At 74.2% G+C, this 26,342-nt stretch carries 20 protein-coding genes and 1 tRNA gene; 9 read left to right on the top strand and 12 right to left on the bottom strand.

What is annotated here, in order from left to right; all coding sequences use genetic code 11:
• Window positions 1–34: 34 nt before the first annotated feature.
• Window positions 35–1,186 (bottom strand): 4-hydroxyphenylpyruvate dioxygenase, encoded by a 1,152-nt coding sequence (gene hppD / locus ACZ45Z_RS04270; protein ID WP_468355836.1) that lies wholly within the window; start codon window positions 1,184–1,186, stop codon window positions 35–37.
• 129 nt (window positions 1,187–1,315) lie between these two features.
• Between hppD and ACZ45Z_RS04265 the strand changes: the two genes are divergently transcribed.
• The 5 genes from ACZ45Z_RS04265 to ACZ45Z_RS04245 are packed head-to-tail and all read left to right on the top strand — an operon-like array spanning window position 1,316 to window position 5,533.
• On the top strand, window positions 1,316–1,783 hold the full coding sequence (locus ACZ45Z_RS04265) for an Lrp/AsnC family transcriptional regulator (protein WP_468355833.1): 468 nt from the start codon (window positions 1,316–1,318) through the stop codon (window positions 1,781–1,783).
• 16 nt (window positions 1,784–1,799) lie between these two features.
• The gene (locus ACZ45Z_RS04260; RefSeq protein ID WP_468355830.1) at window positions 1,800–2,447 is read left to right on the top strand and encodes an ABC transporter permease; all 648 of its coding nucleotides are present in this window, start codon (window positions 1,800–1,802) and stop codon (window positions 2,445–2,447) included.
• Complete coding sequence (locus ACZ45Z_RS04255; RefSeq protein ID WP_468355826.1) at window positions 2,440–3,705, top strand: betaine/proline/choline family ABC transporter ATP-binding protein; 1,266 nt, start codon at window positions 2,440–2,442, stop codon at window positions 3,703–3,705. The genes ACZ45Z_RS04260 and ACZ45Z_RS04255 overlap by 8 nt, the downstream gene beginning before the upstream one ends.
• A complete protein-coding gene (locus ACZ45Z_RS04250) occupies window positions 3,702–4,541 on the top strand; it encodes an ABC transporter permease (protein ID WP_468355823.1) in 840 nt (279 codons plus the stop codon). The genes ACZ45Z_RS04255 and ACZ45Z_RS04250 overlap by 4 nt, the downstream gene beginning before the upstream one ends.
• Window positions 4,541–5,533 (top strand): glycine betaine ABC transporter substrate-binding protein, encoded by a 993-nt coding sequence (locus ACZ45Z_RS04245; protein WP_468355820.1) that lies wholly within the window; start codon window positions 4,541–4,543, stop codon window positions 5,531–5,533. Before ACZ45Z_RS04250 ends, ACZ45Z_RS04245 begins: the two co-directional genes overlap by 1 nt.
• 29 nt (window positions 5,534–5,562) lie before the next feature.
• Here ACZ45Z_RS04245 and ACZ45Z_RS04240 read toward each other — a convergent pair whose 3' ends face one another.
• The 3 genes from ACZ45Z_RS04240 to ACZ45Z_RS04230 form a co-directional block, all read right to left on the bottom strand.
• Complete coding sequence (locus ACZ45Z_RS04240; RefSeq protein WP_468355817.1) at window positions 5,563–6,342, bottom strand: S16 family serine protease; 780 nt, start codon at window positions 6,340–6,342, stop codon at window positions 5,563–5,565.
• A gap of 162 nt (window positions 6,343–6,504) precedes the next feature.
• Window positions 6,505–7,146: an IclR family transcriptional regulator gene (locus ACZ45Z_RS04235; protein WP_468355814.1), complete on the bottom strand. Its 642-nt coding sequence runs from the start codon at window positions 7,144–7,146 to the stop codon at window positions 6,505–6,507.
• 471 nt (window positions 7,147–7,617) lie between these two features.
• Window positions 7,618–9,414, bottom strand: a complete 1,797-nt coding sequence (locus ACZ45Z_RS04230; RefSeq protein ID WP_468355811.1) for a DEAD/DEAH box helicase — start codon at window positions 9,412–9,414, stop codon at window positions 7,618–7,620.
• Window positions 9,415–9,575: 161 nt separating this feature from the next.
• On the opposite strand from ACZ45Z_RS04230, the gene ACZ45Z_RS04225 reads away from it, so the two are divergent.
• Both ACZ45Z_RS04225 and ACZ45Z_RS04220 read left to right on the top strand, forming a co-directional pair.
• Window positions 9,576–10,439, top strand: a complete 864-nt coding sequence (locus ACZ45Z_RS04225) for an alpha/beta fold hydrolase (protein WP_468355808.1) — start codon at window positions 9,576–9,578, stop codon at window positions 10,437–10,439.
• Between the two features lie 123 nt (window positions 10,440–10,562).
• Window positions 10,563–10,634 (top strand) — tRNA-Cys (locus ACZ45Z_RS04220).
• A 95-nt stretch (window positions 10,635–10,729) separates the two neighbouring features.
• Here the strand turns inward: ACZ45Z_RS04220 and ACZ45Z_RS04215 are convergent.
• The 6 genes from ACZ45Z_RS04215 to ACZ45Z_RS04190 form a co-directional block, all read right to left on the bottom strand.
• A complete protein-coding gene (locus ACZ45Z_RS04215) occupies window positions 10,730–12,262 on the bottom strand; it encodes an ABC transporter substrate-binding protein (RefSeq protein ID WP_468355805.1) in 1,533 nt (510 codons plus the stop codon).
• Window positions 12,253–14,322, bottom strand: a complete 2,070-nt coding sequence (locus ACZ45Z_RS04210; protein ID WP_468355802.1) for an ATP-binding protein — start codon at window positions 14,320–14,322, stop codon at window positions 12,253–12,255. Before ACZ45Z_RS04210 ends, ACZ45Z_RS04215 begins: the two co-directional genes overlap by 10 nt.
• Before the next feature lie 483 nt (window positions 14,323–14,805).
• A complete protein-coding gene (locus ACZ45Z_RS04205) occupies window positions 14,806–17,142 on the bottom strand; it encodes a xanthine dehydrogenase family protein molybdopterin-binding subunit (protein ID WP_468355799.1) in 2,337 nt (778 codons plus the stop codon).
• Entirely contained in the window at window positions 17,139–19,796 is a 2,658-nt protein-coding gene (locus ACZ45Z_RS04200) for a (2Fe-2S)-binding protein (protein ID WP_468355796.1), read from the bottom strand. Before ACZ45Z_RS04200 ends, ACZ45Z_RS04205 begins: the two co-directional genes overlap by 4 nt.
• Window positions 19,797–19,869: 73 nt before the next feature.
• The gene (locus ACZ45Z_RS04195; protein ID WP_468355793.1) at window positions 19,870–20,766 is read right to left on the bottom strand and encodes an FAD binding domain-containing protein; all 897 of its coding nucleotides are present in this window, start codon (window positions 20,764–20,766) and stop codon (window positions 19,870–19,872) included.
• Between the two features lie 310 nt (window positions 20,767–21,076).
• Entirely contained in the window at window positions 21,077–22,771 is a 1,695-nt protein-coding gene (locus ACZ45Z_RS04190; protein ID WP_468355790.1) for a beta-N-acetylhexosaminidase, read from the bottom strand.
• A 275-nt stretch (window positions 22,772–23,046) separates the two neighbouring features.
• Between ACZ45Z_RS04190 and ACZ45Z_RS04185 the strand changes: the two genes are divergently transcribed.
• Window positions 23,047–23,595, top strand: a complete 549-nt coding sequence (locus ACZ45Z_RS04185; RefSeq protein ID WP_468355787.1) for an SSI family serine proteinase inhibitor — start codon at window positions 23,047–23,049, stop codon at window positions 23,593–23,595.
• A gap of 246 nt (window positions 23,596–23,841) precedes the next feature.
• Here the strand turns inward: ACZ45Z_RS04185 and ACZ45Z_RS04180 are convergent, their stop codons facing one another.
• Window positions 23,842–24,135 (bottom strand): DUF3039 domain-containing protein, encoded by a 294-nt coding sequence (locus tag ACZ45Z_RS04180; RefSeq protein WP_026169910.1) that lies wholly within the window; start codon window positions 24,133–24,135, stop codon window positions 23,842–23,844.
• On the bottom strand, window positions 24,122–25,303 hold the full coding sequence (locus ACZ45Z_RS04175) for an MFS transporter (protein ID WP_468355784.1): 1,182 nt from the start codon (window positions 25,301–25,303) through the stop codon (window positions 24,122–24,124). Before ACZ45Z_RS04175 ends, ACZ45Z_RS04180 begins: the two co-directional genes overlap by 14 nt.
• A 134-nt stretch (window positions 25,304–25,437) precedes the next feature.
• Between ACZ45Z_RS04175 and ACZ45Z_RS04170 the strand changes: the two genes are divergently transcribed.
• Window positions 25,438–26,325: a LysR family transcriptional regulator gene (locus ACZ45Z_RS04170; protein WP_468355781.1), complete on the top strand. Its 888-nt coding sequence runs from the start codon at window positions 25,438–25,440 to the stop codon at window positions 26,323–26,325.
• The last annotated feature ends 17 nt before the right edge of the window (window positions 26,326–26,342 follow it).

Below are 26,342 nucleotides of genomic sequence, written 5' to 3'. Positions count from 1 at the left end.
GCTCGCGGGGAGCCCCCCGGCCCCGCCCGCCGGGTCAGAGGTTGCCGCGGCGGGCCTGCTCGCGTTCGATCGCCTCGAACAGGGCCTTGAAGTTGCCCTTGCCGAAGCCCATGGAGCCGTGCCGCTCGATCATCTCGAAGAAGACGGTCGGGCGGTCCTGGACGGGCTTGGTGAAGATCTGGAGCAGGTAGCCGTCCTCGTCGCGGTCGACGAGGATCTTCAGTTCGCGCAGGGTCTCGACGGGCACGCGGGTCTCGCCGGCCCAGTCGCCGAGGGTGTCGTAGTAGGAGCCCGGGGTGTCGAGGAATTCGACGCCGGAGGCGCGCATGGCGCGGACGGTGGCGACGATGTCGTTGGTGGCGAGGGCGATGTGCTGGACACCGGGGCCGCCGTAGAACTCCAGGTACTCGTCGATCTGCGACTTCTTCTTGGCGATGGCCGGCTCGTTGAGCGGGAACTTCACCTTCCGGGTGCCGTCGGCGACGACCTTCGACATCAGGGCGGAGTATTCGGTGGCGATGTCGTCGCCGACGAACTCCTTCATGTTGGTGAAGCCCATGACGTTGTTGTAGAAGGCCACCCACTCGTTCATCTTGCCGAGTTCGACGTTGCCGACGCAGTGGTCGATGGCCTGGAAGCGCCGGGGGCCGGGTTCCACCAGGGGGGTGGCGGCGACGAAGCCTGGCAGGTAGGGGCCGTCGTAGCCGGTGCGTTCGACGAGGGTGTGCCGGGTCTGGCCGTAGGTGGCGATGGTGGCGCGTACGACGGTGCCGTGCTCGTCCTTGGTGTCGTAGGGCTCCTCGATGCCCGTGGCGCCGTGCGCGACGGCGTAGGCGTAGGCGGCGCGGGCGTCGGGGACCTCGATGGCGAGGTCGATGACGCCGTCACCGTGGGCGGCGACGTGGTCGGTGAGGAAGCGGCCCCAGTCGGTGGTGGCCTTGATGACGGAGGTGAACACGAACCGGGCGCCGCCGGATTCGAGCACGTAACTGGCGGTCTCGCGGTTGCCGTTCTCCGGTCCCGAGTAGGCGACGCGCTTCATGCCGAAGGCGGTGGAGTAGTAGTGCGCGGCCTGCTTGGCGTTGCCGACGGCGAAGACGACCGCGTCCATCCCCTTGACCGGGAAGGGGTCCGCCTGCCGAGCCGTGCCGGGGGTGGGCTGGGTGTGCATCGTGGTGTCTGCCATGGCCGCAGAGTCCCTCCGATCCACAAGGTGCGCAATAGTTCTCGTTTCTACTGGGCATTGTGTCCAGTGAAGGGGCACAGTTGCCGGGCTATCTGTACAGGATGACCATCACAAGCGGAGGGACCGGCCATGGCGATCGATCATTTGGACGGGGCGCTGCTGGAGCTGCTCGCACGGGAGCCGAGGATCGGCGTCCTGGAGGCGTCGAGGCGGCTGGGCGTGGCCCGCGGGACGGTGCAGGCGCGGCTGGAGCGGCTTCAGTCGAACGGAGTGATCAGGGGTTTCGGGCCGGATGTGGACCCGGCGGCGCTGGGATATCCGGTGACCGCGTTCGCGACCCTGGAGATCAAACAGGGCCAAGGGCGTGATGTGCGCGCGCATTTGGCGACCGTGCCCGAGGTGTTGGAGCTGCATACAACGACGGGACATGGGGACATGCTGTGCAGGCTCGTCGCACGGTCCAACGCCGATCTGCAGCGGGTGATCGACCGCGTGGTGGGTTTTGATGGCATCGTGCGGGCTTCGACCGCGATCGTCATGGAAAATCCGGTTCCGCTGCGGATCATCCCGCTGGTGAAACAGGCGTCGGGTCACTGACCGAGGAGAGTGCTCAGTGGGCTTCTGGGAGTACGTCGGCAACCGGCACGCCCAACTGCTGACGGATACGTTTCAGCACGCCAGCGCGGTCTTCCAGTGCATGGTGATCGCCACCGTGCTGGGGGTCGCGCTCGGCGTCGCCACCTATCGCAGCGACTGGGCGGGCGCCCTGGCCACCACCACGACCGCCACCATCCTGACCGTCCCCTCCCTGGCCCTGATCGGTCTGCTCATCCCGATCGTGGGCCTGGGCGTCGCCCCCACCGTGATCGCCCTGACGCTCTACGGGCTGCTGCCGGTGGTGCGCAACGCCATCGTGGGCCTGCGCGGCGTGGACCCCTCCCTGGTCGACGCGGCCAAGGGCATCGGCATGTCGCGCGCGGCCCGGTTGCTGCGGGTCGAGCTGCCGCTGGCCTGGCCGCCGATCCTCACCGGCATCCGGGTCGCCACCCAGATGCTGATGGGCATCGCCGCCATCGCCGCCTACGCCTCGGGCCCCGGCCTGGGCAACGAGATCTTCCGCGGCATCGCCTCGCTGGGCAGCGCCAACGCCCTCAACCAGGTGCTCTCCGGCACCCTGGGCATCGTCCTGCTCGCCCTCCTCTTCGACGCCGCGTACGTCCTGATCGGACGCCTGACCATCCCCAGGGGGATTCGTGCCTGAGACGTCCGGGACGACCACGGCGGCGGCCGCCACCTCCGGCGCGAGCATCCAACTGGAGGACCTGACGAAGATCTATCCGGGCACTCCGCAGCCGGCGGTGGACCGCGTCAACATGGAGATCAGGGCCGGCGAGCTGGTGGTCTTCGTGGGGCCGTCGGGCTGCGGCAAGTCCACCACCCTGAAGATGATCAACCGGCTGATCGAGCCGACCTCGGGGCGGATCAGGATCGGCGACGAGGACGTCACCGGCATCGACCCGGTCAGGCTGCGCCGCAAGGTCGGCTACGCCATCCAGTCCTCCGGCCTCTTCCCGCACATGACCGTCGCCCAGAACATCGCCCTGGTGCCGAAGATGACCGGCTGGTCGAAGTCGGGGATCAAGAGCCGGGTGGCGGAGATGCTCGACCTGGTCGGCCTGGACCCGGGCGAATTCGAGGGCCGCTACCCGCGCCAGCTCTCCGGCGGCCAGCAGCAGCGCGTCGGCGTGGCCCGCGCGCTCGCCGCCGACCCGCCCGTCCTGCTGATGGACGAACCGTTCGGCGCCGTCGACCCCATCACCCGCGACCACCTCCAGGACGAGCTGATCCGCCTCCAGCACGAGCTGCACAAGACCATCTGCTTCGTCACCCACGACTTCGACGAGGCGATCAAGCTCGGCGACCGGATCGCGGTGCTCCGCGAGCGCTCGCACATCGCCCAGTTCGACACCCCCGAAGCGATCCTCACCAACCCCACCGACGACTTCGTCTCCGGCTTCGTCGGCGCCGGCGCCGCCCTCAAACGGCTCAACCTCACCCGCGTCCGCGACGTCGGCGTCGTCGACTTCCCCACCGCCGGGATGGACGACCCGCTGGAGTCCCTCGTGGACCTGCTGCGCGCCGGCCCCGTCAACGAGGTGCTGCTGCTGGACCGCGACCGCCGGCCCCACAAATGGCTGCGCCGCGGCGACCTGGCGCGCGCCCGCGGTTCGCTGGCGCGGGTCGGGACGCCGGTGCACGACACGGTGACGCGGGACGCGACGCTGCGCGACGCCTTGGAGGCGGTGCTCACCGACAGCGCCGGCCGGGTCGCGGTCACCGGGCGGCGCGGCGAGTACATCGGCGTGGTGGACATGGAGACGCTGATGAACAACGTCCGCGAACTGCTGGAGGCGGACCGGCTCGACGCCGCGGAGCAGCCGCCGGACCTTCAGGAGCCGCCCGCCCGAGCGACCGGCCCCCACCCGGGCGGGGCCGGCGGCGAGGGGGCCACGGCATGAGCCCCGACGGCGCGCCCGGCGGCGCGCGGGATACGGAGACCGAGCAGCGCGAGGTGGCCGCCGGTGAGGCGCCCACCCCGGCCGCCACCCGCGGCCCCCGCCGCATCAGTTGGCAGAAGTGGACCTTCATGCCGCTCTTCCTGGCCGTGGCGCTGCTGTCGACCTGGCTGTGGTTCCGCGCCGCCCGACTGGACTCCGTCGCCCACCAGGCGGTCGACAACGGCAAGGTGTGGCTGGCCCTGCGTCAGCACGTCCAGCTCACCGCCCTGTCCACCCTTCTCGTGCTGGTCATCGCCATTCCGCTGGGCATCGCGCTGACCCGGGCCGGGCTGCGCCGGGCGACACCCTTCGCGATGGCCGTGGCCAACCTGGGCCAGGCCGTCCCGGCGCTGGGCCTGCTGGTGCTGCTGGTGGTCTGGCTGGGCATCGGCGCCCGATCGGCCGTCATCGGCATGGTCATCTACGCCGTGCTGCCGGTCCTGGCCAACACCATCGCCGGGCTGCGGGGCATCGATCCGACGCTGACCGAGGCCGCCCGCGGCATCGGCATGTCCCCCATGGGAGTCCTGGGCAAGGTCGAACTGCCGCTGGCCGTCCCGCTGATCCTGGCCGGCGTGCGCACCGCGCTGGTACTGAACGTCGGCACCGCGACGCTGGCCACGTTCGGCGGCGGCGGCGGGCTCGGCGACCTGATCTCGGCGGGCATCATCACCCAGCGGATGCCCGTGCTGATCCTGGGATCCGTTCTGACCGTGGCGCTCGCCCTGCTCGTCGAATGGCTGGCCTCACTCGTCGAACTGCTGCTGCGCCCGCGCGGCCTGGAGGGGACCACCTGATGGCGCCGCGCCGATCCCGCCGCTTCCTGCCCGCCGCCGTGGCCGCCGCGCTGCTGGCCGCGGCCGCCCCCAGCGGCTGCGGCCTGGTCAGCGGCAGCCCCCTGAGCGACGACGTCGAACCCGGCACGCTCGGCCGGGGCCTGCCCCTCAAGGGCGCCGAACTGACCGTCACATCGAAGGAGTTCACCGAGAACATCATCCTCGGACAGATCATGGGCCTGGTCTTCAAGGCGGCCGGCGCCACCGTCATCGACAAGACCAACATCCAGGGCACGGTCGGCGCCCGCGAGGCGGTGCGGACCGGCACCGCGGACGGCATGTACGAATACACCGGCACCGGCTGGATCACCCACCTGGGCCACGACAAGCCCATCCCCGACGTGCGGCGCCAGTGGGAGGCGGTCCGCGACGCCGACCGGGCCAACGGACTGGTCTGGCTGCCGCAGTCCTCCCTCAACAACACCTACGCGCTGGCACTGAACGCCGCCCACGCCAAGGAGTTCGGCGTCAAGGACCTCTCCGATGTCGCCGCGCTGCTGAAGCGGAAGCCGGGCGCGGTCACCTTGTGCGTCGAGAACGAGTTCGCCACCCGCAACGACGGACTGCCCGGCATGGCGAAGACGTACGGCATGACCGTCCCGCCCGGCAACATCCGCAAGATGACCGGCGGCGTCGTCTACACCGAGGCCGCCCAGGGCACCTCCTGCACCTTCGGCGAGGTCTTCACCACCGACGGACGCATCAAGGTGATGGGCCTGACCGTCCTCGCCGACGACAAACACTTCTTCCCCAACTACAACGCCGCACCCGAGATGAACGCCGCGACGATGAAGAAGTACCCGCAGATCGCCGCGCTCCTCGCACCCGTCACCCGGGCACTGAACAACACCGTCGCCCAGCAGCTCAACCGCAAGGTCGACGTGGACGGCGAGGACCCGCACCAGGTCGCGGAGGACTGGCTGGTGGCGAAGGGCTTCATCAAGGGGGGCTGAACCGGCGGGCGGGGGACCCGCCCAGGGGCTCAGCAGGTGGGGACCTTGCCGCCGGAGCGCAGGGCCTTGAGGGCGTCCACCGCGCCGCCGAGAGTGGAGACGGGGATCAGGCGCAGGCCCTTGGGGAGTTCCGCGCGGGCGTCGGCGCATTCCCCGCGGGGAACGAGGAAGACGCTCGCGCCGTCGCGGCGCGCGGCCTGGGTCTTGAGCGGGACGCCGCCGACGGCGCCGACCTCGCCGCCCGCGGTGATGGTGCCGGTGCCGGCGATGGTCCGGCCGCCGGTCAGATCGCCGCCGCGGCCGTCGCCGTCCAGCTTGTCGACGATGCCGAGGGCGAACATCAGTCCGGCGCTGGGCCCGCCGACGTCCGCCAGGCTCAGCTTGACCTTGATGCCGGCGCCGGACCGGTGGAGGTGGGCCAGCGCGGCACGGGTGGCGGTGTCCTGCGACTTCCGCATCTCCCCCGCGTTGTGCTCGGCGATCTCCTCGGTGTTGTGCCCCACCGGATAGACCGCCTCCCGCGGCATGACGGCCTCGTCCTCGTGGAACCAGCCCCGCACGACATCCGGCAGCCGGACGGAGGCCTCCGGCCCGGTGGCGACGATCGAGGTCATCCGTAGCTGCCCGCTCGTCCCGCGGGTACCGGCCCCGGTGAGGGTGATCACCGGTTTGCCCTTGTCGGCACCCAGGACGTTCACCGTCAGGCCCGGATAGGCGAGCGAGAACGGCAGCGGCGCGAGGACGGCGGTGAGCAGGAGGGCGAGGACGAGGGCGGTGCAGACCACCAGGGCGCGGGCGCGTGAGGACACCCCGCCACCCTAGTTGACCCCCGCCCCGGCAGAGCGGTCCCGGCACTCCGGCCCCAGGGGCCGTCCGGCGGATCTTCGCGGATCACCCGCGCCCGCCGGAGGCCCGTCTCGGCCCGCGCCCGTCGACGGCCCGTCTCGGCCCGCGCCCGTCGGCGGCCCGTCTCAGCGCAGCGCCTCGGCCACCTCCCGGGCCGCGTCGACCACCCGCGGTCCGACCCGCTCGGAGACGGTGTCCGCGAGCATCACGACCCCGACACTGCCCTCGATGCCGCACACGCCGATCAGCGGCGCCGCCGCCCCGCTCGCGCCGGCCTCCAACTCCCCGTGGGTCAGGGCGAGTCCGCCGTCCTGCGTACGGCCCTGGCGGGCCTTGAGGATCGCCCGTCCGGCGGCCCCCCGGTCTAGCGGATGGCGGAAACCGGCCCGGTAGGCGACGTGGTAGTCGGTCCAGGTCGGCTCCACGACGGCGACGGCCAGCGCTTCGGTGCCGTCGACGAGGGTGAGATGCGCGGTGGCGCCGATGTCCTCGGCGAGCGAGCGCAGCGCGGGCAGCGCGGCCTCTCTGACGAGCGGATGCACCTGGCGGCCCAGGCGCAGCACGCCCAGGCCGACGCGGGCACGGCCGCCTATGTCGCGGCGCACCAGAGCGTGCTGCTCCAGGGTCGCCAGCAGTCGGTAGACCACCGTGCGGTTGACGCCGAGCTTGTTGGACAGCTCGGTGACGGTCAGCCCGTGGTCGGTGTCGGCTAGCAATTTCAGGACGCGTAGTCCCCGGTCGAGCGTCTGGGAGGTCTCCGCGGTCACGACGCCCCCTCCTCGTTTTGAGTGGCGACGCTCGGGCGCGACGCGCTGCAAGTCCCGGAGCAGCGCGCGCAAGAGTGCCGCCGGCCGCTTGGCACCGGCTGCGCTCCGCGGCGGCGCTGCCACGGGGCGTGTGCGTGACCGGGACAGTAGCGAGCCGGTCCGGTCAGCGGAAGAGTCCGTCCAGAATCCGGGCTTCCGAGCCCGGAATATCCCGTTTTGGGGGCACGGAGCGGCTCTCCGGTGTTTCAGTCAGGGCTACAACGTGACCCGGCCGTTACCTCCGACGGCGGAGGGCGGTGCCCGGTGAAGGCGAAGGCGGTGCCCGGTGAAGGCGGAGGGCGGCGCACCGTGAAAAGGTGCGCCGCCCTCCTCGGACGAAGCGGTGCGGCGAGCGTCCGGCACGAGCGTCCCGGACGCGTCCCGCACACCTCGCGGACGCGTCCCGGACCGCCGCCGGCCGCTCCGCTCAGGTCACCGCATCCGCGTGGCCCACTCCCGTACCTTCTTGATCCGCTCGGTGAGCTGCCCGGCCGTGGCCTCCGCGCTCGGCGGTCCGCCGCACACCCGCCGCAGCTCGGTGTGGATCACGCCGTGCGGCTTGCCGCTCTGGTGGACGTAGGCGCCGACCAGGGTGTTGAGCTGCTTGCGGAGTTCCAGCAGTTCCTTGTGGGTGACCACCGGGCGCCGCTCGGCGGGCAGCTCCAGCAGGTCGGCCTCGGAGTCCGGCCGCTTCTTGCTGTGCGCGATCTGCCGGGCCTGCCGCTTCTGGAGCAGCATCTGCACCTGGTCGGGCTCCAGCAGGCCGGGGATGCCGAGGTAGTCCTGCTCCTCCTCGCTGCCGGCGTGCGCCTGCATGCCGAATTCCGCGCCGTCGTAGAGAACCCGGTCGAAGACCGCCTCGGACTCCAGCGCCTCGAAGGAGAACTGCTCCTGCTCGCCGGTGTCCTCGTCCTGCTCCTTGTTGGCCTCGTCCATCTCCTTCTCGGACTCGGCGTACGGATCCTCTTCGCCGTCCTTCTTCGGCTTGTCGAGCACGTGATCGCGCTCGACCTCCATCTCGTTGGCGAACTCCAGGAGCATCGGCACCGTCGGCACGAAGACGGACGCCGTCTCGCCGCGCTTGCGCGACCGTACGAAACGGCCCACCGCCTGCGCGAAGAACAGCGGCGTGGAGATCGTCGTGGCGTAGACGCCGACCGCGAGCCGCGGCACGTCCACGCCCTCGGACACCATCCGCACGGCGACCATCCAGCGGTCGTTCGACTGCGCGAAGTCGTCGATGCGCTGCGAGGCGCCGGTGTCGTCGGACAGCACCAGCGTGGCGCCCTGCCCGGTGATCTCCCGGATCAGCTTGGCGTAGGCGCGGGCCTGTTCCTGGTCGGAGGCGATCACCAGCGCCCCGGCGTCCGGGATGCCCTTGCGGACCTCGGTCAGCCGCTGGTCGGCGGCGCGCAGCACGTTGGGCATCCAGTCGCCGCGCGGGTCCAGCGCGGTGCGCCACGCCTGGGAGACGGCGTCCTTGGTCATCGGCTCGCCCAGGCGGGCCGCGATCTCGTCCCCGGCCTTGGTGCGCCAGCGCATGTTGCCGCTGTAGGACAGGAAGATCACCGGCCGGACGACGCCGTCGGCGAGCGCGTTGCCGTAGCCGTAGGTGTAGTCGGCCGAGGAGCGCCGGATGCCGTCGTTGCCCTCCTCGTACGTCACGAAGGGGATCGGGTTGGTGTCCGACCGGAACGGCGTACCGGTCAGGGCCAGGCGCCGGGTCGCCGGCTCGAACGCCTCCAGGCACGCCTCGCCCCAGGACTTGGAGTCACCGGCGTGGTGGATCTCGTCGAGGATGACCAGCGTCTTGCGCTGCTCGATCCGGTTGCGGTGCAGCATCGGCCGTACGCCGACGCCCGCGTACGTGATCGCCACGCCGTGGTACTCGCGGCCCAGCGGGCCCGCGCTGTACTCCGGGTCGAGCTTGATCCCGATCCGGGCCGCCGCCTCCGCCCACTGCTTCTTGAGGTGCTCGGTGGGCGCGACGACCGTCACCTGCTGCACGACGTGGTGGTGCAGCAGCCACGAGGCGAGGGTCAGGGCGAAGGTGGTCTTGCCGGCGCCGGGTGTGGCGACGGCGAGGAAGTCCTTTGGCTGGCTCTGGATGTACCGGTCCATGGCCGCCTGCTGCCAGGCACGCAGCTTGTTCGCGGTACCCCAAGGTGCCCGGCCCGGGAAGGCCGGGGACAGGTGATGGCTGTTGGTGGCGCTGGTGGTGGTAGTCACGGTCTCCGTCGGGCTGAACTCGGCGATCGGCAACCGCGTCAGCCTACCCGTGCGCGACTTCACGCTTGAGGGTCACGGCACCGGGTCACCCTGCGGTGGGACGGAGGTCACATGCCCCGCCGCCCCCTCGTTCTTCGCCCGCTACGGGGCAAGCTGTGCGTATGCCGCACTTCCGCACGTACGACGACACCGAGCTCCACTACCGCGTACTCGGTCCGGCCGACGCCCCGCTGCCGCCCCTGCTCTGCCTGGCCGGCGGCCCCGGCCGGGACGCCGCCTACCTCGGCGATCTGGGCGGCCTGGCCGCACACCGGCGGTTGATCATCCCCGACAGCCGCGGCACCGGCGACTCCCCCACCGCCGGCGACCCCGCCCGCTACGCCTTCCCCCACCTCGCCGAGGACGTCGAGGCGCTCCGCGCGCATCTGGGCCTGGAACGGTTCGCGCTGCTCGCGCACAGCGCCGGTGCCGCCGTCGCGCAGGCGTACGCGGCGGCGTATCCGGGGCGGCTGACCCGGCTGGTACTGGTCTGCCCCGGCTCCCGGCTCCAGGGCGAACTGCCCGACGACGCCCAGGAGATCTTCGAGGCGCGCCGCGACGAGGAGTGGTGGCCCGCGGCCGCGGCGGCGGTACGGCGGCTGGCCGAGGCCACCGACCTGGACGAGGTGCGTACGCTCCTGCTGACCGCCGCACCCCTCGGCTACGGCCGCTGGGACGAGCCGCAGCGGGCCCACGCGGCCACGCAGGGCGCCCAGTTGGGCCCGGTGCCGCGGGCCGGCTTCTGGCAGGGCGTGGACGAGCCCGCCCGGCGCGCGGTGCTGGAGGGGCTGCGACGGGTGGACTGCCCGGTGCTGGTGCTGACCGGGGACCGCGACGGCATGGCCGGCATGCGCGCCGGCGAACTGGTGGCCGCCTCCTTCCCGCACGCCCGGGTACGCCCCCTGCACGCCGTCGGCCACTACCCGTGGGTGGACGAACCGGACCTGTTCACCTCCGTCGTCGAAGAATTCCTCCACACCGGCTGAGCGGCGCGAGCGGCGCGAGCGGCGCCCTTCGTGAACGCCGCGTTGCAGCCTCATGGCAGCCCGCCGCGTCCTCTTGTCCCGCCCCCCTGCTCGCGGCCTACAGTCGGTGCGGCACCTCATCCCGGCCGTGTGCCCGAGTGGTTCAGGGACTCGCCTGCAAAGCGAGTTACGCGGGTTCGATTCCCGCCACGGCCTCGCCGCGCGCCGCGCGTCCCGGCCTGAAGGCGGCCCCCACACCCGGGGGGTCGCCTTCAGGCGTGCGCCGGCCGGCGCGCCGCGTCGCCCGTGGCTCAGCGGGGCCGCAGGGGCGCCACGAACCGGTAGGTGGCGCCCGCTTGTCCGGTCGGGGTCGGGCGGAGCAGCTCGACCAGTGCCAGGGGCCGGTCCACCGGCTCGCCCGTGTCGGGGTCGAAGGCGAGATGGCCGCTGACGCCCCGCACCCGGGATTTGCCGTTGGTCTGTTCCAGCATGGCCAGGACCATCCGGTCGGTGACGTGGCGGGTGCCGTAGACGCCGACGGCGCCCCTGGCGGCCTTGCCTATGACGTACGTGGCGTCGTAGCCGAGCATCGCCTGGCCGCTGGCGAGGGCGCTCACCGGGCCGCCGCCCTCGTCGCCGTAGGCGCGTGCGAAGTCGGCGAACGGGCCTCTTCCGGTGCCGCCGTAGACCGCCTTGGATATCTCGGGGTGGGTGAAGGCGGTGTAGTACACGGTCAGTTGGCTGGATTTCCACCGTCGGGCGAGCGCGGCCAGTTCGGCGCGGTGCCGGCTGCCGCCGGTGTCGAAGTAGACGCCCAGCGCGCTGGAACCGGACAGGACCGTCGTCCGGCAACGCCGTCCGCCCTCACCAGCCGCCTCTATGAAGCGGCGCAGCTCCCGGCCCCGGCCGGCGAAGAAGACCACGTCGGGGGGCTCGGGATCGCCGCAGACCTTGTCGGCGACCAGGGACAGGGCGTTGCCCGCCGTCGCCTCCTCGCCCTCTCCGGAGCGGAACGGGATGACTTCCGCGTCCACCTTCAGGCCCGCGCCGCGCGCCGCCGCGGAGAAGTCGTCGTAGAGGGAGGTGTTGTAGGCGTCCGCTTCGTTGCCGTCCCGGATGACCTGGACGCGGTAGCCGGGGTGGGCGCGCTGCTGGGCCTTGAGATAGCGGGCGGCGGCCGCGGTCTGGTCGCGGTTGGGGAAGGAGACCCGGAAGAAGCCCGCCGCCGACGAACTCAGCCCGTCCGCGGCGACGGTCGCGCCGACCATGGGCAGCCCGGCGGCCCGCAGCCGTCGCACCGCGGCGGCCGTCCGGTCGTTGCTCTGCCCGAAACCCGCCACCGCGACGAGCCGCTCCTTGTCCTTCACGGCGAGGAGCTGGTCGACCACCTGACTCCAGTGGCGGTCGCCGCGGCCGGTGTTGGCGAGCAGCAGCCGGATCTTGGGCAGCGTCGCGCGTTCGGCGTTCAGCGCCCGCTGGGCGAGGTAGGCGCCGAGGACGGCCTGCCGGGTGGCCTCCGGCCCCCGGTCGGCGGAGCCGCCGGCCATGGCCTCGACGTAGGCGATGGCCACCGACGGCTCACCGGACTTGGCGACCTTGTCGTTCTCGGCGCGGATCTTCCCGCTCAGGCCCCGCATGTTCTCGAAGGTGTAGGCGCCGTCGGTGACGCCCACGCACTCGCCGCCGGCCGTCGCGCTGACGCCGTCCGCGCACGTCCCGGCCGCGTCGGCGACCCGCAGGACGACGGCGACGACGGCGGCGACCACGACGAGCGCCGTCAGGCTCCACAGGCCCCAGCGCCGGGGCGGTCGGGGTGGTTCGAAGACGCGGGTGCTCACAGCCACGGCTCCTTTCCGTACTGCTTCGCCTTGCGCAGGAGCGCGGAGGTCCACGGCACGCTGTCGGCGTGCACGGCCAGGGTGTGGAAGCGGGCCTGGATCTCGCCGTACAGCTCCGCCCCGGGATCGCCCAGCGGGTCGCGGTAAGGATCGCCGACCCGGTCGGTGCGGGGATCGTCGGGCGGCTCGGGCGCGATCCAGACGGCGGCCAGCAGCCGGGTGATGGTGCGCAGCCGCTGCTCGACGGCGCCGTGGCCGAGGTGGTCGACCAGCCGTTCGTAGCGCTCCCACAGCGGCTGGTCGAGGCCGGCGCCGGCCTCGGTGAGCGGGGCGCGGCGCAGCCGGCACAGCTCGGCGCACCACTCCTCGGGGCTGATCCGCTCGAACACGTCGTCCAAATAGGCGGCGGCCACGGGCAGATCGCCGCCGGCCAGGGCGTGATACGCCGCGGCGCCTTCGTCGCCCGCGGCGGCCGCGCGGTCGCGCAGCGCGGCGTGCACCGCGCGCCGGCCACGGACGCCGCCCTCGCCGCCCTCGGAGCCCTCGCCGCCCGCCTCGGACACGGCGGTCAGGCGGCGCAGCAGCAGGAAGCGCAGCAGGGGATGCGGGGTTTCGGTGCGGCCGTCGGCGCTCTCGTCGCCGCTGTCGAGGTGCATGGTGCGCAGCACGTCCGTACAGAAGTCGTTGAACTCCTCCTGGAAGCGGGCGTTCGCCTCGTCCCACAGGACGCGGCCCGCCTGGGCCTGGGCCAGATCGGGAGCGGCCGCGGCGCGGGCCAGCGCCTGGGCCAGTTCCCCGCTCGCGTCGATCGGCAGGAGCCGCTCCAGCAGGGCGTCGACAAGGTCGGCGGACGGCCGCAGGACCTGGCGCAGGCGCACCTCCCAGGCCGCATCCGCCTCGCATTCCAGGAGAGCGTGCAGCAACTGGGCGGTGCCCGCCGGGTGGCCGCGGGTGAGTTCGTGCACCACCCAGCCCAGCCACCGCACGCCGTTGTCGGCGTCCGGCGGCGGTACCCGGCGCCCGGCCGACCGCAGCACCTCCTCGGCCTGCCGCTCCACCTCGTGCCGGACCAGGTCGCGCAGCCGGCCCACCACCAGGCCCTTGACGACGTGCTCCGGGAGGAACGCCTCCTCCTCCGCGGGCCACCGGCCGGGCAGTGCGCCGGGCCGCCGCGGGCCGCCGAAGGCGAAGCTCTCCAGCGCGGCGGGATAGCTGCCGGCGGTGGCCAGGACCAGCAGCGGGTCGGGTCCGCCGGCCTTCTTGCGGGCGTCCAGCAGGGCTTTGAGGAAGTCGTTGCCGAGTGGGCTGTCGACGTTGTCGAGCAGGAGCAGGCAGTGCGTGGTGCGCCGTTTGTCGCCGCCGTGCGAGCCGTAGGACCGGCGCAGGTCGTCCAGGAAGGCGTCGAAGAGCACCGCCTCGGCGCGCTGCCGCTCGGCCTCCTCGCGGTCGCCGTAGCGCTGGTTGAGGTTGACCAGGAAGCCGTCCACGGAGCCGCCGCCCCGCGCACGCCGACGGATGCGGGCCAGCCGCCAGCGGACCCGCAGCCGGGCCCAGTGGCGCCGCCATTCCGGCAGCAGGGGGAGGGCGGCGGTTATCGCGGCGGGGGCGCCCAGGACCGTGGCGGCGTACTGGGCGAGCTGGTTCATGACCTCCGACCGGCTGCCGGGCGGCCCGATGAGCGCCTGTTCCATCTGCCGTACGGCGGCGTCCCGATCGGCGGCCTCCATCCGGGCCGCGACGGCGATCGTCAGCAGGCCGAAGGCGGGGAACCGCAGGCGGGCGAAGTCCGGTTTCCTCTCGTTGAGTTGGAAGACCAGCGCGGCCAGCACGTCGATCGGTTTGCGGCCCTCGCGGCCCAGCGCCGCGAGGTCGAGACGGGCCACCGGGGCCCGCCGCGCCCAGTCCTCCAGGTGCCGCAGCACCGTGGTCTTGCCGCTGCCCCGGGCGCCGAGCAGCAGCGTCGCGGGCAACTCGGCCCGGCTGCCGGGCCGGCGCACCAGCAGCTCCTGGACGTACCGCTCCACGGCCCGGTCCCGACCCGACTCCCCCGCCCATTCCTGAGGCATCCCGCTCCCCCTCTGCCTCACGCTCCCCGCGACCCTCGCGACCGGCCGACTCTCCCTCCGGCCGCCCCAGGATCCTCCAATTACCGTGCCCTGTAAGCCTTTTGATCCCATTCGACTCGCCCGCCCCGCTCGCCCGTCGCTTCCCCACGCGTCGAAAATCACTGTACGTGACGACACTGACAATTGCCATTACGGAGAGTGAAATTGCAGGTGGGGGAGGGGTGGGGAGGCGGGTGAGGCAGGCGGTCGTGGCGGGAGGCGGGTGAGGCGGGGGCGTGGCGGCGGGGGCCGGGGCTGCCGGGGGAGCTGGAGGGCCCCGGGCACCGAGCCCCGGCGTGCGGCCGCGGGGCTCGGCGTGCGGCCACGGGGCTCCGGCCTGCCGCCCCGGGGCCCCGGCGTACGGCAGCCGAACCTGACGCACATACACCCGCCCACCCCCCGAAGGGGGGTGGGCGGCGGGGAAAAACCAACCAGCCGGCGCGCCTACCCCCGCGCCACCGTCTGCGCCACCGCCGCCTGCGGGCGGATCGGGAGGCGGCCGATGGGGCGGCCGGTGGCGGCGCGCACGGCGGACGCGACGGCGGCCGGGGCGGTCACGACGGGGACCGCGCTGGCGGGCTTGGCGCCGAACGGGGCGACCACATCGCGTTCCTCGACCAGCTTGACGATCTTGATGTCGGGCGCGTCCAGCGCGGTCGGCAGCGCGTATCCGGTGAGGTCCGGGTGGCGGACCTGGCCCCGCGTGGTGCGCAGATTCTCCATCAGGGCGGCGCCCAGGCCCTGGGTGACCCCCGCCTCGATGCGGGCCCGTAGCTGACGCGGGTTGAGCACCCGGCCCACGTCCTGGGCGACGGTCATCTCCACCACCCGGATGGTGCCCAGTTCGATGTCGACGTCGGCGACGCAGCGGATCGCGCAGAACGCCAGGCCCACGAACGCGTCGCCCTGCCCGCTCTCGTCCAGCGGCTCGGTGGGGTGCGGCCGGCACTGGGCGGTGGCCCACAGCTCCTTGCCGTCGAGCGCTTCCGCGACCGTCGTGCTCAACACCCCGTCGTAGGAGGTGATCTTGCCGTCGGTGATCTGGAGCAGCTCGGTCGACATCCCGAACTTGTGGGCCAGCGGCTGGAGCAGTTGCGTACGGACCATCTTGGCGGCGCGCTCGACGGCGCCTCCGGAGACCCAGGTGTGCCGGCCGTGGCAGGCCGGGCCGGCCGGCGGCTGGTCCGTGTCCACGCCCGCGACGTGCACCTCTTCGATGCCCAGCGTCTCCTGCACGATCTGCCGCGCCAGGGTGGAGAAGCCCGAACCGGTCTCCACGGCGGCGCAGATGACGGTGGCGACCGAGCCGCTGACCTTGACCGTGGCCGTGGACACCTCGTCGGTGCCCTCCGCGCCGAGCATGTGCACCATGCCCAGGGCGTAGCCCACCCCGCGGCGTACCGCGCCCGGCTCGCCCGCACCCTCGGGACCGCCCGGCAGCAGCCATTCCGCTTCGGGGGTGTCCTTGGGCAGCTCGGGCAGCGGCTCTTCCTTGACGGCGCGCAGGAGTTCGGCGACCGGGGCCGGGCAGGTGACCGTCTGCCCGGTGGGCAGCAGATCGCCGGTGGCCATGACGTTGCGCAGCCGGATCTCGTCCGGTTCCAGCCCCAACTGCGCGGCCAGTTTGTCCATCTGGCCCTCGTAGGCGGCGCACACCTGGAGCGCCCCCTCGCCGCGCATGTGCCCGGACGGCGGGTTGTTCGTGCGCACCGCCCAGCCCTCGATGACGGCGTGCGGGACGACGTACGGGCCGCAGGCGAAGGAGACCGCGGCGGCCAGCGCGTCGGCGGAGGTGTCGGCGTAGGCGCCGGCGTCCATCAGGATCTGCGCCTCCACCTTGACGAGCTTGCCCTCGGAGTCGGCGTGATGGCGGTAGCGCAGCAAAGTGGGGTGGCGGTGGGCGTGCGCGAGGAAGGACTCCTCCCGGGTCGCCGCGAGCTTGACGGGGCAGCCCGTACGCAGCGCCAGCAGGCCGAGGCTGAGCTGGATGCCGGGGTCCTCGCGGTCGGCGGTGGCGCCGGGGACGCCGGTCACCACGACCTTGACGCGTTCGGGGTCGAGGCCGAAGGACGCGGCGGCCAGGTCGCGGTCGGTGTGCGGGTCCGTGGAGGCGGTGTAGATCTCCACGCCGCCGTCGGGGCGCGGCACGGCGAGCCCGGCCTCGGCCCCGATGGGGGCCGGGTCCTGGCGGCCGATCCGGTAGAGGCCCTCGACCATGACGTCGCCGACCGCCTCCGCGTCGCCGAAGCGGAGCGGGATGTGCCGGATGAGGTTGCCGTCCGGGTGCAGCGGCTCCGCCTCGAAGGCGAGCTGCGGGTCGGTGACGGCGTCCAGGAGCTCGTACTCGACGGCGATGGCGGCGGCGGCCAGCCGTGCGGTGTCGGGGTGGTCGGCGGCCACCGCGGCGATCGGCTCACCGTGGTGGCGGACCTCGTCCTTGGCGAAGACCGGGCGGTCGGCCGTGCCGCGGCCGTGTCCGGCGTCACCGGGGACGTCCTCGTGCGTGACGACGGCGCGTACGCCCGGCATCTCCACCGCGTGCTTGGTGTCGATCGACACGATCCGCGCGCGGGGATGCGGCGAACGCAGCACCGCCGCCCACAGCAGGCCCTCGGCCCACAGGTCGGCGGCGTACGGGAACGTGCCCTCGGTCTTGGCCGGCGCGTCGGCGGGCGGCAGGGAGACGCCCAGGCCGTGCGGGGACGGCTCGACGGGCGGGACCGGGACGCCCGCCGCGGGGGTCGCCGTGATGGAGCCGGCGCCGTCTGTCATGCCGCTCATGCGGGGCCTCCCGTCTGCGGACCGGCGTCCGGGCCCTCGTGGTGCGGCCCGTGCGGGAGCGGGTCGTGGGGGTGGTGGCCGGGGGAACTCTGGTCGTACGGGGCGGCGCCGGTGGGGTCGGCGGGGCCCGCCTGGTGGGGAATGACCGGCGTGTCCTGGGGCGCCTGCGTCGCGGCCTCGGCGGCCTCCGCGCGGGCCTTGACGACCTCCCCGACGGCGTCGAGCACCCCGCGGTAGCCGGAGCAGCGGCACAGGTTGCCGCACAGCGCCTTGCGCGTCTCCAGCTCGCTGGGGGCGTGGTTGCCCTCCAGGAGGTCGTGGACGGTCATCGCCATGCCCGGTACGCAGAAGCCGCACTGCACGGCCCCGGAGGCGGCGAGGGCGCGCTGGACGTCGGAGGGCGCGCCGCCCTGCGCCAGTCCCTCGACGGTACGGACCTCGCTGCCCGCCGCGGTGGCCGCGGGCACCAGGCAGGAGGCGACCAGCCGGCCGTCCACCTGCACCGAGCAGGCCCCGCACTCGCCCTGGGAGCAACCGTCCTTGGCGCCGGCCAGGCCCAGGCGTTCGCGCAGCACGTAGAGCAGCGACTCGCCGATCCAGGCGTCGGTGACCGGTCGGTCGGTGCCGTTGACGCGCAGCACGTAGGAGGTGGCGGGGTGTTCGTCGTACGCGTCGGCGGCGGGCTCGGCCGGGGCGTCGGAGAGGCCGCCGGAGGCGTCGGCGTGCCCCGCGGCACCGGCCGCCGCTTCGGCCGCTCCGGGGGCCGCCTGGGGCTCGGGGGCCGCTTCGGCGGTGGGGGGCACGGGGCCGGCCGGCGCCGACGGTTCGGCGGCTTCCGGAGCGCCGGGGGCGGGGTCGGGGTCCGGGTCGGCGACGGGTGCGGGATCGGTGACGGCGGCGGCCTCGGCCGGGGCGTCGGCGGGCTGCGCGGCGTCGTCGGCGGCACCGGCCAGGGGCGCGTCGGAGACGTCACCGGGAGCGTCCGCGTCCGGCGCGGGGCCGTGGCCGACGTCCCCGCCGGGGCCGGACTCGGCGGTCGCCCGCGCGTCGGCCGGGTGGGTCTCAGGGGCGTGCGTCTCAGGGGCGTGCGGGGCGGGAACGTGCGGGTCCGGAGCCTGGGCCTCGGGGGCGTGCGCGTCCGGGGCGTGGTCCATGCCGTGCGCCTCGGGGGCGTGCGCGTCCATGCCGTGCGCGTCGGGGGCGTGCGTCTCGGCGGCCTGCGGGTGCGCGGCCTCCCCGGCGCGCTCCTCGGCGGGCGGCTCCGCGGCGTGCTCCCCGTCCGTCAGCGGGGCGCTCTCGTACGCTCCATACGCCCCGTACGCACCACCGGCGCCGTCGGAACCCGGGCCGCCGGGGTACTCACCGGAAAGGTCCGGCCGCTCCTGCCCACCCGGGGCCGCCTCGTGCTGAGGCGCCCTCTCGGAGGCCGGCGGCCACTGGGCCAGCGCGTCGGCCGGCAGGGACCAGTGCCCGGTCGCGCCTCCGGTACCGAGGGCGTCGCCGGCCGCTCCGGCCGCGAACGGGTCGCCACCGGGCAGGTCGCCACCGGAGAGGTCGCCGCCGGGCAGTTCGCCACCAGGGCCGACGTCGTGGCCCGGCAGTCCGCCTTCGCGGGCGTACGGGCCGTCTTCCCGGGCGTACGGACCGTCCACAGGCCCGGGGTGCGACCCGGCGGCAGCCTCCTGGCCGTGCGCCTGCCCCGGCTGCGCCGGCTGCCCGTGCTGCCCCGACTGCCCGTGGGGGTTCTCCCCCACGCCGTCCCGGAAGCCCTCGCCGGCACCGAAGCCCTCGCCGGCGCCGTCGCCGAAACCGTCCCCCCGGAAATCACCCCCGAGGCCGCCCCCGAAGGCGCCGTGCTCACCGCCGCCCGTGCCCTGCTCGCCGCCGTGCGCAGCACCCGTGGTGGCGCCGAGCCCGGCCGTGAAGTTCCAGTTGCCGGTCTCCGCGTGCCCGCCGGTGCCCGCCGGGCCGTCGTGGCCGGCCTGGCCGCCGTAGGTGTCCTGGTATCCGCCGCCCTGGTAGCCGGCGGCGCCCGGCCCGGGGAGCCCGGGGTGACCCGGGTGTCCGCCGTGGCCGGGGAGGCCCGAATGCCCGGGGTGGTCGGTCAGGCCGCCGTCGTTGCCGACCAGGTACTCGCCGGACTCCTCCAGGCCGTCGTCCGCCGCGGCCGGGACCGACCACGGCCCGGACGCGGCGGCCGCTTCGGTGCCGCCCGCGACCGGCCAGTCCACCTGGGCGCCGCCCCACGGCTGCGCCGCTTCGGGGGCGCCGCCCTGGTAGTCGGCGGGCGGTCCCTGGTGCGCGCCGGGGTGGTTGGCGTAGCCGCCGGAGTGGTCGGCGTAGCCGGCCGAGGAGTCGGCGAACGGCATGGTCCACTGGCCGGTCGACGCCGGGTCGGTGGCTGCGCCGGGCAGCGGCGGGGTGGCGGCGTGCCGGGTGAAGGAGGCCGGCGGGGTGTATCCGTGGCCGGGCGCGGCGAGCGGGTCGGCGCCGGGGGTGCCGTATCCGGGTGTCGCGCCGTAGACCCCGGTGGTGAAGCCCTCCGGGAGCTGGACGAAGGCCGTCGCCTCCGATTCGTACTCCCCGCCCTGCGGCAGCGGCTGCCAGCCCTGGTCGGGGTGCTGCTGCGGATTGCGGTGGTCTGCGTCGCTCATGCCGAGCCCTCGCTTCGCTCGGCCTCGCATTCGCGAGGCGCGCACCTCCTGATGATCGGCTCGCTGCGCTCGCTCATGAGAGCGCCCTCCCGAGTGCGCGGCGGGCCAGGGCTGCCACCGTACGGCGCAGGTGCAGTGCGGCGGGCGGCAGGGGCACCGGTTCCGTGCCGTCCTCGGGCGGCGCCGGGTCGGGGATGCAGGCGGCGGCCACGTAGTCGCCGAAGGCCGTCAGCGCCTCCGGTACCAGGCCGCGTTCGCCGTCCCAGTCGATGAGGGAGGCCACCCACTGCTCGGCCTCCAGGGGGCGCAGCGGCATGGCGGCGACGGCGCCCACCGCGCAGCGCACGCCGCGCCGCGCCGGGTCCAGGACCATCGCCACGGAGGCGGTGGCGCGGCCGGGGCCGGTGCGGCCGGTGGCCTTGAGGAAGGTCTGCGGGGCGTGCAGCAGCGGCACCCGTACGAAGCCGACGAGTTCGCCGGGCCGCAGCATCTCCCGGCCCGCCAGGAGGTGGCTGACCGGGATCTCGCGGCGGCCGCCTCCCGGTCCGGCGATGATCACCGTTGCTTCGAGGGCGGCGAGGACGGGCAGGGTGTCGCCGGTGGGCGCGCAGGTGACGATGTTGCCGCCGAGGGTGCCGGCGTTGCGGATCTGCGGGGGGCCGGCCGCGCGGGCGGCGGCGGCCAGGCCCGGGATGAGCGCGGCGAAGTCGGGGCGTCCCATGCGGGCGAGGGTGAGGCCGGCGCCGAGCAGCGCGTGGCCGTCCTGGTACTGCCAGCCGCGGATCTCGCTGATCCGTCCCAGGCCCACCAGGGCGGCCGGCCTGAGGAGTCCGGCGTTGACGGCCGCCATGAGGTCGGTGCCGCCCGCGACGGGCACGGCGGCGGGCATGGCGGTGAGCGCCGCCACCGCCTCGTCGAGCGAGGCCGGCAACGTCACCGTGTGCGACGCGTGCGGTGCGTGCGTGGTCAAGCGAGCTGCCCCTTCCCCGGTGTCCCGGCTGTTCCGCTCCGCCGTACGGTACGTGCTCACGGCCCGGACGTGGCAACTCTGGCACATCTTGCCGGACCCACGGGCGAGAGGGTCCGCGAAGCGACAATCCGTCCCCGAACGGCGCGCTGGTCCGATTTCTCCCACTGGTGCCGAAGGTGCGGATTGCCGTGCCACGCGGCGCCGAGCGGCCGTTCGTCGGCTCCGGGCGGGGCGCTCGCCGCCCGTACGGCGGTGCGGACGTCCACGGTCCCAGGGGCGGGCGAAGCGGGCTCCTCCCCCGCACCCTGGCTCACACGTTTGGGGGCGCCCCGTCGATCGGGCGTCCGAGGATGCCGGGGCGTTTCTGCCACGGGTGGGGGCCGCCGGGCGGGCGGTAGCCGACGCCGAGCGCGTCGAGTCGCGTGTAGTGGACGGCCATCCGCCGGGCGAAGTCCTCCAGGTCGCGCGCGGCCGGCGGTGGCAGCCGCGACCAGGCGACCTCGGCGAAGGCGGCCAGGCGCGGGAAGACCTGGTAGTCGAGGCGCTGCTGACTGTCCATGACCTCGGTCCAGACGTTGGCCTGGGTGCCCAGGACGCGCGCGGCCTGCTCGTCCGTCAACTCGGGCGGCACCGGCTCGAAGGCGTAGACATCCTCCAGGGTCCGTACGTAGCCGATCGGCACCGGCTCATCGGGGCCGGGGTGTTGGCGGTGGTCCAGATACACCTGCTGCTCGGGGCACATGACGACGTCGTGCCCGGCGCGGGCGGCGGCGACCCCGCCGGCGTAGCCGCGCCAGGAGGACACCGCGGCGCCGGGGGCGAGTCCGCCCTCCAGGATCTCGTCCCAGCCGATCAGCCGCCGGCCCCGGTCGGCGAGCCAGCGGTCGAAGTGCCGGATGAACCAGCTCTGCAACTCCTCCTCGCCGGACAGCCCGAGCTCGGCGATGCGGGCCTGGGCGGTGGGTGAAGCCTTCCACTGGTCCTTGGGGCATTCGTCGCCGCCGATGTGCACGAAGGGCGAGGGGAAGAGCGCGAGGACCTCCTCCAGGACGTGCTCGTAGAAGCGGAGGGTGTTGTCAGTGGGTGCGAGTACGTTCGGGTTGACGCCCCAGGTGTCCCAGACCTCCAGGGAGGTGGTGTCGATGACGTCGGTGTTACCGAGTTCCGGATACGCCGCGATGGCGGCCTGCGAGTGGCCGGGCAGGTCGATCTCGGGGACGACGGTGATATGCCGGGCGGCGGCGTAGGCCACGATCTCGCGGAGGTCGTCGTGGGTGTAGAAGCCGCCGTGCGGGCGCTCGTCCCACAGGGGTGAGGCCCGGTGGCCGAGCTTGGTGCGCCTGCGCCAGGCACCGACCTCGGTGAGCCGGGGATAGCGCCGGATCTCCATGCGCCAGCCCTGGTCGTCGGTGAGGTGCAGATGCAGGACGTTGAGCTTGTGGGCGGCCAGCAGGTCGATGTAGCGCAACACCCCGTCCGTGGGCAGGAAGTGGCGGGCGACGTCGAGCAGCATGCCGCGCCAGGGGAAGCGGGGGGCGTCCTCGACGGTCAGCGCCGGGAGGGGCCGATCCCGCCAGCCGGGGCGGACGGGCGCCCGCCGGAAGGCGTCCGGGCCGAGGAGTTGACGGAGCGTCTGCGCGGCCCAGAAGAGTCCCGCCTCGCCGCCGCCTTCGAGGAGGACGCGGTCGGGGGTGACGTCGAGCCGGTAGCCCTCGCGGCCCAGGGGCGGCTCGTCGTCGGGCGGGAGGCGGAGCACGATGCGGTTGGCGGGGCGCGGGTCGCCGCCGGGCGCGGCGCCCGGAGGGTCCGCGGGGGCGGGCAGCGGCCACAGGGGGAGGCCGGTGGCCGCGCCGACGGTGGCGCGCAGCCACTGGGCGACCGCTTCCGTCCCGGGCGGCGCCTCGATCCCGGTGTCCTGGTCGAGGACGAAGCCTTCGCCGTCCTCGGGGCGGGCGGTGCGGGCCCGCAGCGGCAGCGGGAGGAGGTCCGTGTCCACATCTGTCACGACGTCAGTCCTTGGTCGTGGGGCATAGGGAGTCGTCGCGGTCGATGCTGACACGTTGTCGCGGGAGGGGGGCCGGTTCGGCGGGAGGTGGCCGGTTCGGCGGGAGGGCCCCGCACGGGCGGGCCCGGTTTCCGCGGCGGCGCGCCGGTGGGCCGTGCGACACGCCGCCGGTGGCCCACATTCCGGCCCGTTGGCGCCCGGTGGGGCTATCCAGAGGGCATCTTCCGCCCGCACGGCCCGCCCCGGCCCGCCCCTGACCCGAAGGAGACGCCCGGATGCGCCCCGCTTCCTCCCACCCCGATCCCGTGGTCACCAGCCCGCGCCCGGCTGCCGTACGCACCGCCGCGCCCGCCGTACGCACCACGCCTCCCACCCGCCGCGCACGCACCGCCCGCGCCAACCGCCTGCGCGTCGCGCTGCTCGCCGTCACCACGCTCGGGCTGCTGCCCCTCGCCGCGCCGGCCTCCGTCGCCGACCCGGGGCCCGGCCAGGCGCCGCGCGGCACGGTGACCATCACCGTCCACCGGGGCGTGGACTCCACCGGAAAGGTGATCGGCTCCGCCCGGCTGGCCTGCGCGCCGGACTCCGGGACGCATCCCCGGCCGTACTCCGCCTGCCGCAACCTGGACGCCGCGCAGGGCGACTTCGCCCGGCTCCCGGCCGCCGCCCGGCCCTGTCCGCTGCACTACGCGCCGGTCACCGTCGTCGCGCACGGCACCTGGCGGGGCCGGGCGATCGGTTTCGCGCGCACCTACGCCAACCCGTGCGTGGCCGGCGTCTCCAGCGGCCACGTCTTCGACCTGGCACCGCACCACCGTCAGTGAGCCGGGCCCCGGGGGAGCCGGTCACCCGGAGGCGACCGTCCGGGGTCGCCGGAGCGGCGAGGGCACACTGACGGGCCGGGCCGACGGCGGACCCGACGGCCCGTATCCGAGGCCCGGGTCCGACGGCCCGAATCCCAGGCCCACACCCGAATCCCAGGCCCACATCCGACGGCGGGCCCGGATCCCTTGAGGGACCCGGGCCCGCACCGCCGCAACCTGCCGTGGCACCGGACCGCCGCGCGCGTCCTACTTCTTGCCGCCGTCCTTGCCGCCCTTGTCCTTGTCGCCACCGGCGCCCATGGACTCGAAGATCTCCTTGCACATCGGGCACACCGGATACTTCTTCGGGTCGCGCCCCGGGACCCAGACCTTGCCGCACAGCGCGACGACGGGGGTGCCGTCGAGCGCGCTCGCCATGATCTTGTCCTTCTGGACGTAGTGGGCGAAGCGCTCGTGGTCGCCGTCGCCGTGCGACACCTGCGGTGTCGGCTCTACGAGGGTCCCCGTACCTGCCCCGCGCTCGGGCTCAAGAGTGCTCATAACCGCCAAGGGTACCCAGGCGCGCGCGAACCCGGGAGCGTCGGCCCGCCGCCACATGCAGGGCGAGTCCCGCGGCCGCCACACCGGCCGCGGCCCACGGCAGCGCGTACGGCGCCAGGCCCGCCGCCAGCGCCAGCCCGGCGAGGGCGGAGCCGACCGCGCTGCCCAGATAGAGCGCCGAGTTGTTCAGGGCGAGGGCGACCGTGCCGCGGTCCGCGCGCAGCGCCAGCAGCCGGTGCTGCTGCGGCACCTGCAAGGCCCAGCCCGCCGCGCCCCACGCCACCAGCGCGACCACCGCGCCGGGCAGCGCGGCCGACGCGAGCGGCGGCAGCAGCGCCTGCGCCACGACGATCACCGTGAGCACCGCGCCGACCAGCGCGCCGGCCCGGCCCGTACGGTCCACCAGCGGCCCGGCCAGCACACTGCCCAGCACCCCGCCCACGCCCCAGGCCCACAGATAGGGGGCCACCTCGCCGACGCCGCCCGCGGCGGCCAGCACCGGCGCGAGGTAGGTGTACAGGCCGAGGCTGGCGACGGCGGCCAGGAAGGACACGCCGACGACGGGTGTCACGGCACGGTCGGTCAGGGCCGCCAGCCGGGCCCGGACCGGTACGGCGGGCCCGGCCGGCAGATCCGGCAGCAGCGCGGCGAGGCCGCCGAGAGCCACCGCGCCCAGGGCGGTCACCAGCCACATCGTGGCGCGCCAGCCGGTGTGCTCGGCCAGCAGTACCCCGATCGGCACGCCCAGGACGGTGCCCGCGCTCATCCCGCCCATCACCAGGGCCAGCGCCCGTCCGCGCCGTCCGGCCGGGGCGAGGGCGGCGGCCGCGGCGGTGGACAGCGCCGAGTACACCCCGGCTCCGGCGCCCGCGACCACCCGGGCGAGGAGCAGGGCCCCGAGCGAGGGGGCGAGCGCCGTCACGCCGTTGCCGAGGGTGAAGACGGCCAGTGCCGTCAGGATCAGGGCGCGGGGCCGGACGCCGGTGAGCAGTCCGGCGACCAGCGGGGCACTGAGCGCGTAGGCCAGGGTGAAGACGGTGACCAACTGGCCGGCCAGGGCCACCCGGGTGCCGATGTCCTCGGCCAGGACCGGGAGCAGCCCGGCCATCACATACGCGTCCAGGCCGAGGGTGAAGGCCCCCAGCGTCAGCAGCCAGACCTTGCGCACCGCGTTCGACTCCCGTGATCGTCCGGAGGGTTTACGGGCGCCCTCGGGGGCTCCGGGGCGCACCGAGGGGAAACGTAGGCAGTCTCCGGATGCCGGGGGAAATGCCTGGCCGGGGGCATTTATGCTGGGGCGGCATGAGTGAGATCGATGCCTTCGACGGCCTTGAGGGTGTGGAGCTGCGGCATCTGCGCGGATTCGTCGCCGTTGCGGAGGAGCGCAGCTTCACGCACGCCGCCGGCCGGCTGGGAATCGGCCAGCCCGCGCTGACGCGGACCGTCCGCGCGCTGGAGACGGCGCTCGGCGCCCAACTGCTGGACCGTACGACCCGCCGCGTCGAACTCACCGACGCCGGCCGCCGCCTCTACGCCGACCTCGCGCCGCTGCTGCCCCGGCTCGCCGCCGCCCTGCGCTCCCCCGCCGGGCCCGCGATCCTGCGGCTCGGCTTCACCTCGCTGCTGCCCGCCGCCTGCGCCGCGCTCACCGCGGAATTCGAGGCGGCGACCGGCGCGGGGGTGCGGCTGGTGCGCCGCGACGCGCCCCTGGCCGGCCTGGAGACCGGCGAGTCGGACGTGGCCGTCCTGCGGGGCGACGTGCCGCCGGGCGCCGGGCTGCGCACCACCGTGCTGCTGCGCGAACCGCGGGTCGCCGCCGTCTCGCGCACGGGCGAAGCCCCGCGGGCCCTGGCCGGCCGCCGGGTGCTGGACTGGTCGGAGCTGGCGGATCTGCCGCTGGTGGTCAACACCGTCACGGGCACCACCCGGCCCGACCTGTGGCCCGCCGAGCGGCGTCCCCAACTCGCCTGCACGGCCGGCAACTTCGACGAGTGGCTGGAGGCGGTCGCGGCCGGTCACGGCGTCGGCGTGGCCCCGGAGCCGGTCGCCCGGCGCCACCCGCACCCGGGCATCCGCTACCTACGGCTCAAGAACGCGCCGTCCGTGCCCGTCCGTCTCGCGCTGCCGGCCCGCGACGCCCATCCGCTCGCGGAGCGCTTCTTCGCCCTGGCCGCACCGGCGGCCCGGTGACCGCACCGGCGGCGCGG

It is taken from the genome of Streptomyces sp. NPDC031210 (assembly GCF_055570395.1).
This window is presented reverse-complemented; position numbering and strand designations above follow the sequence as displayed.

Excerpts from the sequence above, each read along its gene's own strand:
- ACZ45Z_RS04180 (WP_026169910.1), bottom strand. The coding sequence starts at position 24,135 with ATGAGCACTCTTGAGCCCGAGCGCGGGGCAGGTACGGGGACCCTCGTA.
- hppD (WP_468355836.1), bottom strand. The coding sequence starts at position 1,186 with ATGGCAGACACCACGATGCACACCCAGCCCACCCCCGGCACGGCTCGG.
- ACZ45Z_RS04185 (WP_468355787.1), top strand. The coding sequence starts at position 23,047 with ATGCGCCCCGCTTCCTCCCACCCCGATCCCGTGGTCACCAGCCCGCGC.
- ACZ45Z_RS04205 (WP_468355799.1), bottom strand. The coding sequence starts at position 17,142 with ATGAGCGGCATGACAGACGGCGCCGGCTCCATCACGGCGACCCCCGCG.
- ACZ45Z_RS04210 (WP_468355802.1), bottom strand. The coding sequence starts at position 14,322 with ATGCCTCAGGAATGGGCGGGGGAGTCGGGTCGGGACCGGGCCGTGGAG.
- ACZ45Z_RS04225 (WP_468355808.1), top strand. The coding sequence starts at position 9,576 with ATGCCGCACTTCCGCACGTACGACGACACCGAGCTCCACTACCGCGTA.
- ACZ45Z_RS04250 (WP_468355823.1), top strand. The coding sequence starts at position 3,702 with ATGAGCCCCGACGGCGCGCCCGGCGGCGCGCGGGATACGGAGACCGAG.
- ACZ45Z_RS04170 (WP_468355781.1), top strand. The coding sequence starts at position 25,438 with ATGAGTGAGATCGATGCCTTCGACGGCCTTGAGGGTGTGGAGCTGCGG.
- ACZ45Z_RS04245 (WP_468355820.1), top strand. The coding sequence starts at position 4,541 with ATGGCGCCGCGCCGATCCCGCCGCTTCCTGCCCGCCGCCGTGGCCGCC.
- ACZ45Z_RS04200 (WP_468355796.1), bottom strand. The coding sequence starts at position 19,796 with ATGAGCGACGCAGACCACCGCAATCCGCAGCAGCACCCCGACCAGGGC.
- ACZ45Z_RS04265 (WP_468355833.1), top strand. The coding sequence starts at position 1,316 with ATGGCGATCGATCATTTGGACGGGGCGCTGCTGGAGCTGCTCGCACGG.